Source organism: Caballeronia fortuita (genome assembly GCF_001544835.2).
Taxonomy (GTDB): Bacteria; Pseudomonadota; Gammaproteobacteria; order Burkholderiales; family Burkholderiaceae; genus Caballeronia; species Caballeronia fortuita.
Genome location: NZ_FCNX02000013.1, coordinates 1 through 12,212, shown reverse-complemented (window position 1 = coordinate 12,212; position 12,212 = coordinate 1). Strand labels below are relative to the sequence as shown.

12 protein-coding genes are annotated in these 12,212 nt (G+C 62.4%); 6 read left to right on the top strand and 6 right to left on the bottom strand.

What is annotated here, in order from left to right; all coding sequences use genetic code 11:
* Window positions 1-6: 6 nt before the first annotated feature.
* The 6 genes from AWB77_RS23365 to ehuB all read right to left on the bottom strand — a co-directional run bounded on the left by AWB77_RS23365 (window position 7) and on the right by ehuB (window position 5,389).
* Window positions 7-630: a UdgX family uracil-DNA binding protein gene (locus tag AWB77_RS23365; protein WP_061136826.1), complete on the bottom strand. Its 624-nt coding sequence runs from the start codon at window positions 628-630 to the stop codon at window positions 7-9.
* Window positions 631-636: 6 nt separating this feature from the next.
* On the bottom strand, window positions 637-2,199 hold the full coding sequence (locus AWB77_RS23360) for an FAD-dependent oxidoreductase (RefSeq protein WP_061136825.1): 1,563 nt from the start codon (window positions 2,197-2,199) through the stop codon (window positions 637-639).
* Window positions 2,200-2,284: 85 nt separating this feature from the next.
* A complete protein-coding gene (gene ehuA / locus AWB77_RS23355; protein WP_061137015.1) occupies window positions 2,285-3,109 on the bottom strand; it encodes an ectoine/hydroxyectoine ABC transporter ATP-binding protein EhuA in 825 nt (274 codons plus the stop codon).
* Window positions 3,110-3,135: 26 nt separating this feature from the next.
* Window positions 3,136-3,804, bottom strand: a complete 669-nt coding sequence (ehuD, locus tag AWB77_RS23350; RefSeq protein ID WP_061136824.1) for an ectoine/hydroxyectoine ABC transporter permease subunit EhuD — start codon at window positions 3,802-3,804, stop codon at window positions 3,136-3,138.
* A complete protein-coding gene (ehuC, locus tag AWB77_RS23345) occupies window positions 3,801-4,484 on the bottom strand; it encodes an ectoine/hydroxyectoine ABC transporter permease subunit EhuC (RefSeq protein ID WP_208601554.1) in 684 nt (227 codons plus the stop codon). The genes ehuD and ehuC overlap by 4 nt, the downstream gene beginning before the upstream one ends.
* A gap of 50 nt (window positions 4,485-4,534) precedes the next feature.
* Window positions 4,535-5,389, bottom strand: a complete 855-nt coding sequence (gene ehuB / locus AWB77_RS23340) for an ectoine/hydroxyectoine ABC transporter substrate-binding protein EhuB (protein WP_061136822.1) — start codon at window positions 5,387-5,389, stop codon at window positions 4,535-4,537.
* Window positions 5,390-5,614: 225 nt separating this feature from the next.
* On the opposite strand from ehuB, the gene ehuR reads away from it, so the two are divergent.
* The 6 genes from ehuR to AWB77_RS23310 all read left to right on the top strand — a co-directional run bounded on the left by ehuR (window position 5,615) and on the right by AWB77_RS23310 (window position 11,812).
* Window positions 5,615-7,012 carry a MocR-like ectoine utilization transcription factor EhuR gene (gene ehuR / locus AWB77_RS23335; RefSeq protein ID WP_061137014.1) on the top strand — a complete coding sequence of 466 codons (1,398 nt, stop codon included), beginning with the start codon at window positions 5,615-5,617 and terminating at the stop codon, window positions 7,010-7,012.
* Window positions 7,013-7,092: 80 nt separating this feature from the next.
* Window positions 7,093-8,058 carry a hydroxyectoine utilization dehydratase EutB gene (eutB, locus tag AWB77_RS23330; RefSeq protein ID WP_061136821.1) on the top strand — a complete coding sequence of 322 codons (966 nt, stop codon included), beginning with the start codon at window positions 7,093-7,095 and terminating at the stop codon, window positions 8,056-8,058.
* A 3-nt stretch (window positions 8,059-8,061) separates the two neighbouring features.
* On the top strand, window positions 8,062-9,066 hold the full coding sequence (locus tag AWB77_RS23325) for a cyclodeaminase (protein WP_061136820.1): 1,005 nt from the start codon (window positions 8,062-8,064) through the stop codon (window positions 9,064-9,066).
* Between the two features lie 11 nt (window positions 9,067-9,077).
* A complete protein-coding gene (gene doeA, locus AWB77_RS23320) occupies window positions 9,078-10,307 on the top strand; it encodes an ectoine hydrolase DoeA (RefSeq protein WP_061136819.1) in 1,230 nt (409 codons plus the stop codon).
* Window positions 10,308-10,311: 4 nt separating this feature from the next.
* The gene (gene doeB, locus AWB77_RS23315; RefSeq protein WP_061136818.1) at window positions 10,312-11,334 is read left to right on the top strand and encodes a N(2)-acetyl-L-2,4-diaminobutanoate deacetylase DoeB; all 1,023 of its coding nucleotides are present in this window, start codon (window positions 10,312-10,314) and stop codon (window positions 11,332-11,334) included.
* A gap of 1 nt (window position 11,335) precedes the next feature.
* Entirely contained in the window at window positions 11,336-11,812 is a 477-nt protein-coding gene (locus AWB77_RS23310) for an Lrp/AsnC family transcriptional regulator (RefSeq protein WP_061136817.1), read from the top strand.
* Window positions 11,813-12,212 lie beyond the last annotated feature (400 nt).

Sequence of the window (12,212 nt, the reverse complement as noted above, 5' to 3'; positions counted from 1 at the left end):
CTTTCCTCAACGCTCTTTCCGACGATGCGCGATGAGCCGATGCGCTTCACGCAATGCATCGACTATCGCTTTGTACGCACGTTCGCGCGTCTCGGGATCGGGCGCGCGCAACGCATACGAAGGATGATACGTCGCGACGATGGCACGGCCTTCATGTTCGATGTCTCGACCCATCGACGCTTGCAAGGTCGCCTTCGAATCGCGCAGAACGGACTTGAGCGCAGTCGAGCCGAGCGCGACGATCACCTTCGGCGCGACATCGCCCGTTTCGCGATCGAGCCAGTAGTGGCATGCGTCGATCTCACGTTGCGCGGGCGTCTTGTGCAGGCGCCGCTTGCCGCGCGGCTCCCACTTGAAGTGCTTCACGGCATTCGTCACATACACTTCCTTGCGCGCGACGCCAGCCTCGTCCAGCGCACGGTCGAGCATCGCGCCCGCCGGTCCGACGAACGGCTTGCCCTGCACATCCTCCTGATCGCCGGGCTGTTCACCGACGATCATGATCGTCGCATGACGCGGACCTTGGCCGGGCACCGCTTGCGTCGCGTGTTCCCAGAGCGCGCAGCGCCTGCATTCGTCGAGCGATGCGGGGGTTTGCTCCGGTTCGACGCCCGGCTGTTTCGTCGCCATGTCCGCTCAGGCGTTCGCGATGCTGCGCGCGGCGTCGAGCGTGAGCGGCTCGCGCATCGCTTCGGCCAGACGGCACACGGCGGTGTCGTACTCGCATGCGACTACAGCGCCCACGTGTCCATTCTTCATCAGATATGCGATGAAGTGCTGCGCGTCGAGATCGCCGTCTATTTCGATGCTCTCGGGCTCGCTGACATGCCCGAGATAGTCGAAGGTCTTGTCGTAGTGAAACGTCCAGAAGTAAGGCACGCCCGCAAACTGACGCGCGCTGCCCGCCATGTTGTAAGCGGCCACGCGCGCATGTTGCTGCGCGACGCGCCAGTGCTCGATACGCACGCGCTGATTCGAACGCGGCAACACGAAGCGCGCCACGTCGCCGGCGGCATAGAGCGCGGGCGCGCCGAGCATGGACGTATCGACGTCGATGCCGCCATCGTCCGCGAGCGTGAGGCCTGAAAGAAACGACGTCGCCGGCGCGACGCCCGTGCCCGCGATCACGATATCGGCCGCGATCTTCTCGCCCGAATTGAGGATCACCTCGCTGACCGCATTGCCGCCCCTGAATGCGCTGACGTGCGCATTCATATGAAACGCCACGCCGTTCTTTTCATGCAGCCTCCTGAACATATCGCCGATGCGCGCGCCAAACTGCTTTGCGAACGGCACCTTGCCCGGCGCGACGACGGTCACGTCGATCTTCTGCTTTCTCAAGGACGAAGCCACTTCCAGCCCGATGAAACTCGCCCCGACGATCACCGCGCGCCTGTGTCCTTCGAGCGATGCGAGAATCGCGCGCGCATCGTCGCGCGTGCGCAGCAGATGCACGTGATCGAGATTCGCGCCGGGCATCGTGAGCGGTTTCGGCTTGCCGCCGGTGCAGATGAGAGCCGCGTCGTAATCGATCTGGTGTCCGTTCGCGAGTTCGGCGTGCTTCTCTCTCGCATCGAGACGAACAGCGGGCGATTCGATGCGTTCGATGTCGTGCTTCCTGAAAAAGTCACCGTCGAGAAGCGGCGGCACTTCGTCGGGCGGCATGTCGCCGGCGAGCGTGAACTTGCTGAGCGACGTGCGATCGTACGGCTCGCGCGCATCGTCGCCCGCGAGCACGATGCGCCCGTCGAAGCCCGCTTCGCGCAACGCCGAACATGCTGCCGCGCCCGCCGCGCCCGCGCCGACGATGAGCATGGTGCGGCTATCGTTCGTCTTGGCTTGCGATGTTGCGCCGCTGTCGATGGGATGTGCGGACACGTACACGTCGCCATCGCGAATCGTTGCTTCGTAACGCGTTAGCGCCTTCAACGGCGGCGGCTCGACGAGACTGCCGTCGCTGACATCGAACGTGCCCTTGTGCCACGGACATACGATGCGCCCGTTGCAAATGGCGCCTTCATCGAGCGGGCCGCCCGCATGCGGACATTCGGCGGTGTAGGCGCGCACGGTGTGCCGATCGCGCACGAGCAGGATGGGAATTTCCTTCGCGTCTTTGTCGTCGCTTCTGACGCTCACGCGCGTCCCGCGCTCGGCGGACAGATCCGCGAAGCGCGCGACTTTATGCAAGGTGGGGGACATCGCACTCTCCGGTGGCTGAAGTATCAGTCCATACGAAGAGCGCGCAGCAATTATCGGACCGCGTGTAAGGCGTGTAACGCTTCGATCAGAGCGCTTCGGTCACGGCGCGCAGGAACTGCCGCGTGCGGTCATGCTGCGGCGCAGAGAAAAACTGCTGTGGCGGCGCCTGTTCGATGATCTTGCCTTGCGAGAAGAAGCACACGCGATCGGCGAACTCTTTTGCAAAGCCCATCTGATGCGTGACCATCAGCATCGTCAGGTTGTGTTCCTCGCCGAGACGTCGGATCACGTTGAGCACTTCGCCGCAGAGTTCGGGATCGAGCGCGGAAGTGACTTCATCGAACAGCATGATCTTCGGGCGCATGGCGAGCGCGCGTGCAATTGCGACGCGTTGCTGCTGTCCACCTGACAACTGCGACGGATAGTGCTCGCACTTCTCGGAGAGGCCGACCATCGACAGTAGTTCGCGCGCGCGTTCGGTCGCTTCCTTCTTCGACAGACCGAGCACGCTCATCGGCGCTTCGATCGTATTCGCGAGCGCGGTCATGTGCGGGAAGAGATTGAAGCTCTGAAACACCATGCCGATCTTGCTGCGGACCTGGCGAACATGACGCGGCGATGCGGGGACGAGCTTGCCGCCGCGCATCTCGTGCGTGAGCGGCTCGCCATCCACTTCGATGACGCCATCGGTCAGCGGATCGAGTGTCATCAAGACGCGCAGCAAGGTGGACTTGCCCGAGCCGCTCGGCCCGATGATCGCCACTTTCTCGTTCGGCGCGACATCGAGATCGAGGCCATCGAGCACGGTGAGCGCGCCATAGCGTTTGGTGACGTTGCGAAAGCGCACGATCGGCGTGTTCGCGCTGGCATTGGCTGCTGCGCCGAGCGCGGGGTCGAGGTCTCGTTTCATCTGCTGCTCCTGATAGTGAGTCGCGGTCATGGCAGCCTCACGCGCCGTTCGAGATGACGCACGCCCGAGGCGAACGTCACGCTGATGATGAGAAAGAAGATCCCGGTCATCGTGATCGGTTCGAGATAGCGGAAGGTCTCGGAGCCGATGTTCTTCGCCTGCTGCATCAATTCGACGACGGTGATCGCGGAGAGTACCGGCGTGTCCTTGAACATCGCGACGAGATAGTTGCCGAGCGCGGGAATCACCGGGCGAATCGCTTGAGGCAAGATCACGCCCGTATAAGTGCGCCACGGATTCAACGACAGCGCGCACGATGCTTCCCATTGCCCGCGCGCGATGCCGTTGAGACCCGCGCGATACACCTCGGACACATAGCACGCGTAATGGACCGCGATGCCGAGCGTGCCCGCCGTCAACGCGGACATCGTGAAGCCGTAGAGCGGCGCGACATAGAAGAGCACGTACACCTGAATCAGCAGCGGCGTGCTGCGTATGAACTCGATGAAGAACGCGGTCGTCTTCGCGAGCGGCGTGAAATCGCTGCGCCGCATGATGGCAAGGACGAGGCCGAGCACGAGCGCGATCGCAAAGCCGACGAGCGTGATGCCGATGGTATAGATCGCCGCGCGCGCGAGTTCGGGAAGAATATGCAGCGCGTACTTCACATCGAAGAGCTGACCCAGCGACGTCATGATGCGGCCCTCGGTACGGTTTGGCGAATCGCCACATGACTGCTCACGCGCCGCTCGAACACGCGCATCACGGCGACGATCACCTGCGCGAGCACGAAGTAAATCAGCAACGTGAGCCCGAAGATCTCCGCGGTCTTGAAGGTCGCTTCGTCGAGCTGACGCGCGCGGAAGGTGAGGTCCGAGAGCGTGATGAGCGAGACGAGCGATGTGCCTTTCAACAGTTCGATCATGAGATTCGTCGCGGGCGGCAGTGCGTTGATCATCGCCTGCGGCAGTACGATGCGCCGCAGTCGCGCGGCGGCCGGCATGTTCAGCGCGAGCGCCGCTTCGTATTGACCGCCTGGCACGGAGCGCAGCGCGCCGCGCAGAATCTCCGATCCATACGCGCCGTAATGAAGCCCGAGGCCGACGATCGCTACAGTGAACGGCGTGAGCTGCACGTTGAACGGCGGCAGCGGCAATACGAAGAACAGCCAGAACAACTGCACGAGCAGCGATGTGCCGCGAAATACCTCGACGTACACGTTGCCGGCCCAGCGCACGACGCGATAGGGTGCGGCGCGCAACGCCGTCGCGATGCCCGCCATCGCGATCGCGAGCAGGATGCTCAGGACCGCGATCTGGATCGTGACGAGCGTGCCCTTCATCATCAAGGGCAAAAGCTCATTGAGGTCACTCATGACGGTTCCTCGCTAGTAGGTGAACGTTGCGCGTCGCGATGCATCGATGTTCAACCGGCGCACAGTTCCGGCGCTTTCTTCGTCGTCACGTTGGATTTGTCGAAGCCGAAGGGCGCGACTGTCTTCAGATGATCGTCGGTGCCGAGCCATTGGTGCAGTTCCTTGCTGACGGCGTCGCGCAGATCGGTATCTTCCGGACGGAACGCGAGCGCGCCGTAACCGGTGTGCTTCGGATCGTCGTTGAACTGCTTGAGCGCTTCGACCGACGAGCCGCCCTTCTCGGCGAGACCCTTCATCGTCAGTGCAGTGCCCACGGCTGCATCGGCACGTTTCGCGCGCACCGCCTGCAATTGCGCGGTCGTGTCCGGAACCTGAAGAATCTGGTCATCCTTGATACCCGCCGCGCGCGCGTAACCGAGTTCCGCCGTACCTGCCATCACCGCAAGTTTCGTGTCCGGTTGCTTCGCGACATCGGCATAGCTATGCAGGTTCTTCGGATTGCCCTTCATGGTCAGCAGCGTGTCGGGGATCTGGTATTGCGGATCGGCGAAAGCGACTTGCTTGCAGCGCTCGGGCGTGATGTACATGCCCGCCGCGATTACATCGAAGCGGCCTGCTTTCAGGCCCGGAATCAATGCGCCCCATTCGGTCAGCACGGCATCGACTTTCTTCACGCCGAGCTTCGCGAACACCTTCTTTGCGATCTCGGGCGATTCGCCGGTCACGGTGCCATCGGGCGTCGTATAGGCGAAGGGCGTTTCGTTCGCATAGCCGATGCGCACCTCGCCGGTGCGCTGGATGCGCTGCAACGTGGTTTCCGCGCTTGCGCTCGTGGCATAGGCGGCGAGACTCGCTGCCGCGACGCACGCCGCCGCCAGCATTCCAGACAGTCGCTTCGTGTTCATATCGTTCCCGTGGTGATGGTTCTTCAAGCGTGGTCGAGTGGGGCGGCGCTGCATGTGTGGGGCCGAGGAAAACCCTTACTTCAGAGGGCTCCGACGTGTTCGCCGCATAGCCACCGATGCAGAATACAAAGCCATATATTTGTTCCGATTGCTCTAGGACAATTATTTTCGCGCGCGCTTTTGCGCCACTATTGCGCATGGAACCAGGCATGCGAGGAACGGGAAGTGAACGAGAGATGGCGCGACGCCGTGCGTACCGTGCAGGGCGTGCAGTCGAAGTACAAGCGGCTCGTCAAGGCGATGGCCGCCGATATAGAAAGCGGCGCGCTCGCGTCGGGCGAACGTCTGCCGCCGCAGCGCGAAGTGGCCGCCGATCTCGCGATCAGCGTGCAGACCGTGACCAACGCGTACAAGGAACTCGAAAGACAAGGGCTGATTCGCTGCGAAGTCGGGCGCGGCAGCTTCGTCACCGCGCGCGTGACCGAGACGATGTCCAACTACATGCTCGATACCGCCGAGCGCTCGGTCGTCGACTTTTCGATCGCGCGCATCGTGCATACGCCCGAACATGATGCGATGTGGCGCAAGGTCTGCGCGACGTTATCGACCATCGAGGATCAGCCGTGGATACGCGCGTTCCGTCCGATCGCGGGTTTCGACAGTCATCGTCAGGCGGGCGTCGAGTGGCTCGCATCGCTCAACATGCCCGCGAAGGTGGAGACGCTGCTCGTCACCAACGGCGTCGCGCATAGCATCTTTCTTGCGCTGGCGAGCATCGTCGGGCCGGGCGATACGGTGCTATGCGAAAGCCTCACGGATCACGGCGTGATCGGTTCGGCGAACGTGCTGGGGTTTACGCTCAAGGGTCTCGAGATCGACGAACACGGCATTCGCCCCGAGCACTTCGAGGAGGTGTGCGACAGCGAACGCGTGAGCGCGCTCGTCTGCACGCCGACGCTCAACAATCCAACGGTTGCGATGATGCCCGATTCGCGCCGACGCGCAATTGCGCGCATCGCGGAACGCTACGGCGTTTATGTGATCGAGGACGATGTCTATGGCGCGCTGCCCGCGAAAGCACAGACGCCCATCGCGAGTTTGATTCCAGAGCTCGCGTTCTATTGCACGAGCATGACGAAGTCCGTGCTGAGCGGGTTGCGCACGGGCTTCATGACGGTGCCGCGGCGTCTCGCGTTGCGCGCGGAAAGCGTCTTGCGCGTGAGTTGCTGGATGGCGACATCGCCGATCGCCGAAGTCACTGCGCGCTGGATCATGGATGGCACGGCGCACCGTCTCGTGCAGATTCAGCGCGAACGGCTCGCGGCGCGTCAGAGCGTCGTGCGCGAAGTGCTCGGCGAATATGTACTCGGCAGCCATCCGAACGCGTTGTCGGTATGGCTGCGCGTGCCCGACGAATGGGAAGCGGAACGCATCACGCGCGAGCTGCGCAATCGCAATATCGCGGTGACGTCGCCCGATCCGTTTCTCGTGCGCGGCGCGGACCGGCCCAATGCGGTGCGGCTATGCGTAGGCGCTGAAGTCGGCGAGAGCACGTTTCGCGGCGCGGTGCAGACCATGCGCGAAGTCTTCGGCCAATACCCGCATGTGCATGACTTCAACTAAATGAACTAGGACAATCGAAAACGATTTTTTAGGACATTAGACTGGGTTGCATCGTTCGCTCAAACGCAATCCGGCCTCACATGTCCGCACTCACGCTCGCCGATGTCTACCGCGCCCGCCAGCGCATCGAAGGCCGCGCGCTCGTCACGCCGCTGGTTCATTCGCTGTCGCTCTCGCGTGTTGCGGGCGTGCCGGTACATCTGAAGCTCGAAACGCTGCAACCCACGGGCAGCTTCAAATTGCGCGGCGCGACCAATGCGCTCGCGCAGATCGCGGAACAAGGATGCAGGCGCGTCGTCACGGCATCGACGGGAAATCATGGCCGCGCCGTTGCGCATGCGGCGCGCGCGCTCGGCATCGAAGCGGCCGTATGCATGTCGTCGCTCGTGCCGAAGAACAAGGTCGATGCGGTGGCCGCGCTCGGCGCGCGCGTCGTCATCGCAGGCAAGAGTCAGGACGATGCGCAAGTCGCAGCGCAACGTCTCGTGTGCGAGGAAGGTTATGCGTTCGTGCCGCCTTTCGACGATGAACGCGTGATCGCGGGGCAAGCCACCATCGGCCTGGAAATTCTCGAAGCATTGCCCGATGCCGCGAGCATCGTCGTGCCTTTGTCGGGCGGCGGGCTTTTCAGCGGCGTGGCGTTCGCGGCAAAGAACATAAGCGCCGGCGTGAAGATGATCGGCGTGTCGATGCAACGCGGTGCCGCGATGCAAGCGAGTCTCGCGGCAGGCAAGCCCGTGTTCGTCGATGAACTCGAAACGCTCGCCGATTCGCTCGGCGGCGGCATAGGTCTGGAGAACCGTCATACGTTCGCGATGACGCGCGATCTCATCGACGAGGTCGTGCTGCTCGACGAAGTATCGATTGCGCGCGGCATCGTGCACGCGTATCGCGAGGAACGGCTCGTCGTCGAAGGCGCGGCGGCGGTCGGCATCGCGGCATTGCTCGGCGGCTCGGTGAAGGCGCAAGGCGGACCGGTCGTCATCGTCGTGAGCGGCAGCAACATCGATATCGAAACGCATCGCCGTCTCATCGGAGCGGCCTGAACCATGTCCAACATCGATACATCAACCGTGCTGCTCGGGCAGGCGCAATTGCGCAAGCTCGTGCCGCTCGACCTCGACGCGATCGAGCAGGTCGAAGCCGCGTTCAAGTCGCTTGCGACCGAAGCCGTCGCGATGCCGCCGATCCTTCGTCTCGACATTCCCGAGCATGCGGGCGAAGTCGACGTGAAAACCGCTTATCTGCCGGGCTTTTCGAGCTTCGCAATCAAGGTGAGCCCCGGCTTCTTCGACAACCCATCGCTCGGCCTGCCGAGTCTCAATGGCCTGATGCTCGTGCTATCCGCGCGTACTGGCCTCACTGAAGCGGTGTTGCTCGACAACGGTTATCTGACCGCCGTGCGGACTGCCGCGGCGGGCGCGGTCGCATCGCGCTGGCTCGCGCGCAAGGATGCGAAGCGCGTGGCGATCATCGGCGCGGGCGAACAGGCGCGTCTGCAATTGAAGGCATTGCGTCTCGTGCGCGACATCGAACACGTCACCGTGTGGGCACGAGATGCAAAGCGCGCGCAGCAGTTCGCGCGTGATTGCGAAGACCTGCGATGCGATGTCGCCGATAGCGTGAATCATGCGCTCAAGCACGCCGACATCGCCATCACGACGACGCCGAGCCGCGATCCTCTGATCCATGCGCGCGATCTGCATCCTGGCCTGCATATCACCGCGATGGGATCGGATGCGGAGCACAAGAACGAGATCGCGCCCGATGTGTTCGCGAAAGCGCACTACGTATGCGACCGCTTGCAACAGGTGCGCGTGCTGGGCGAACTGCATCATGCAATCGTTGCGGGCGTGACGCACGCGCACGCATCGTTTGCGGAGCTTGGTGAAGTCATCGCGGGCAAAGCACAAGGCCGCGCGGGCGATGACGACATCACCGTGTGCGATCTGACCGGCACCGGCGCGCAGGACACGGCGATCGCAACGCTCGCGATCCGGCGTGCGCGCGCGGCGCGGGCGGGAACGATTTTCCACAACGACGTAAGCGCCTGATAGAGGGGACGATGTCCGAAATCATGCAACAGAAGAAGAAGCCGGATGAACGAGAGGCGCCCGTGGTACGCCTGCCGTTCGAGCGCAGCGAGTACGATGCGCGCATCGCGAAGACGCGGCGCGCGATGGACAAGGCGGGCATCGATCTGATGATCGTGACCGACCCGACCAACATGGCATGGCTCACCGGTTATGACGGCTGGTCGTTCTATGTGCATCAATGCGTGCTGCTCGCGATGGAGGGCGATCCGGTCTGGTATGGCCGAGGTCAGGATGCGAACGGCGCGAAACGCACGGTGTTCATGTCGCACGGCGATATCGTCGGCTATCCGGATCACTACGTACAGTCGACGCTGCGTCATCCGATGGACTACCTCTCCACGGAAGTTATCGCCGCGCGTGGCTGGGATAGCAAGCGCATCGGCGTGGAGATGGACAACTACTACTTCAGCGCAAAGGCCTATGCGTCGCTCACGTGGCATCTGCCGAACGCGAAGTTCGTCGATGCCACCGCGCTCGTCAACTGGCAACGCGCGGTGAAGTCGGCGCGCGAGATCGAGTACATGCGGGTCGCGGCGCGCATCGTCGAGAAGATGCATGGGCGCATTCTCGACAAGGTCGAGCCGGGCATGAAGAAGAGCGATCTCGTCGCGCAGATTTATGAAGCGGGCATCACTGGCGTCGAAGGTCATGGCGGCGACTATCCCGCGATCGTGCCGCTGTTGCCGACGGGATCGGACGCGGCCGCGCCGCATCTCACGTGGGACGACTCGACGTTCACGGCCAATGCGGGCACGTTCTTCGAGATCGCGGGATGCTTCAGGCGTTATCACTGTCCGCTGTCGCGCACGGTGTATCTGGGCAAGCCTCCACAACATTTCATCGAAGGCGAGAAGGCGGTCGTCGAAGGTATCGAGGCGGGTCTCGCGATGGCGAAGCCAGGCAACAAGACCGAGGACATCGCCAACGCGTTCTTCGGGGTGCTGCGCAAGTTCGGCATCGAGAAAGATAGCCGATGCGGTTATCCGATCGGCGCGAGTTATCCGCCCGATTGGGGCGAGCGCACGATGAGCCTGCGTCCCGGGGACCAGACCGTCCTCGAACCCGGCATGACGTTCCACTTCATGCCGGGGCTATGGCTCGACGACTGGGGCCTCGAAATCACCGAGAGCATCCTCATTACTGATTCCGGCGTCGAGACCTTCTGCAACACGCCTCGCAAATTGTTCGTGAAGGAGTAGCACGATGCGCGCGTCACCGATCAGCCCGACCGTCGATTTCGATGCGCAGGGCGTGCAGCACGGTTTCCTCAAGCTGCCGTACTCGCGCAACGATTCCGCGTGGGGCGCCGTGATGATTCCGGTCACCGTGGTGAAACACGGCGACGGGCCGACCGCGCTGCTCACGGGCGGCAATCATGGCGACGAGTACGAAGGGCCGATCGCGCTGGCCAAGCTCGCATCGACGCTAAAGGCAAGCGACGTGAACGGCCGCGTAATCATCGTGCCGTTCATGAACTATCCCGCGTTTCAAGCGGGTTCGCGCACATCCCCGATCGATGCGGGCAATCTGAACCGCAGCTTTCCCGGCAAGCCCGACGGCACGGTGACGGAGAAGATCGCGGATTACTTTCAGCGTCATCTGCTGCCGCTCGCCGATTACGTGCTCGATATACACGCGGGCGGACGCACGCTCGACTTCTTGCCGTTCGCGGCGATACACGTGCTGAACGACGCGACACAGCAATCACGTTGCGAAGCCGCGATGCGCGCATTCGGCGCGCCGTATTCGATGCGCATGCTGGAACTCGACAGCGTCGGTCTTTATGATAGCGCGGCCGAGGATGCGGGCAAGGTATTCGTATCGACCGAACTGGGCGGCGGCGGAACGTCGACGTCGAAGAGCGTGGCGATCGCGGAGCGTGGCGTGTATGGCTTTCTCGTGAGCGCGGGCATCATCGATAAAGAAGTTGTGAGCGTTGATGCGCGCACGACGACGCTGCTCGATATGCCGGATGCATCCTGCTACACGACGAGCGAGCATTCGGGCTTGCTCGAAATGTGCCGCGATCTCGGCGACAGGGTGAAGGCGGGCGATGTGCTCGCGCGCGTGTACGACATGACGCGCACGGGCGCGGCGCCTGTGGAGTATCGTGCGAAGCGTGATGGACTGCTTGCGGCGCGGCATTTTCCGGGCCTCGTGCAAACGGGCGATACGGTGGCGGTGGTCGCGGACATCGTCGAACGAAACATTGCTGTGAGCGTATAAGTTGATCAAGCTCGACCGCTATGACTTGGCCATTTTGCGCATCCTTGCGCGGGATGGCCGCATCACGAAATCGCGGCTCGCGGAAGAGGTGAGTCTGTCGATCTCGCCTGCTTGGGAGCGTGTGAAGAAGCTCGAAGCGAGCGGGCTTATCAAGGGATATCGCGCGGATATCGACTGGACGGCGGCGTTCAAAGGTAGCCGCATCGTGGTCGAGGTGACGCTCTCGCGTCATACGGCGCAGGATATGCGGCGCTTTGAAGAACGTGTTGGTGGGGCTTCGGAGATCGTGCAGTGTTATGCCACCGGCGGTGGCGTGGATTATGTGCTGCATGTCGTGGCGAGGGATATCGATCACTATCAGCGGTTCATCGATTCTTTGCTCGTTGAGGAGTTGGGGATCGAGCGGTATTTCACTTATATCGTGACTAAGGTCGTTAAGGATTCTGGTTTGGGGTTGCCGGAATTTTTGGGGGGGTGAGAGTTAGATTTATTTTCGCCGGATCCCGTTTTCTTTGTGGTCTATTAGCGTTGCCCCTGTGCGGGGCGGCAGTCACTTTCTTTGCTGCTGCAAAGAAAGTAACCAAAGAAAGCAGCTTTTCAAGCCCGCGGTCACACGCAGTTTGGGTAGTTCTCTCGTCCAAGGCGGCACTCGCCTAAAGAGTGCCCTCATAGGCCCAACCGGGCTTGGATCGCGCACGGTCTGACTTGCCATTACTTTGAGCGCGCTGGTTCAGCACCAAACAGTTTCGGCACAGCGCTGCGCGCTGCCGGCGAGTATGCGAGGGAAACCGATGGGACGCGAGCGCGCTCGCGTTCCGATTAACCCATCGGCCGCGAAGCGGGCTGGAGCTATTTGGTGCTGAACCAACGAGCCACGC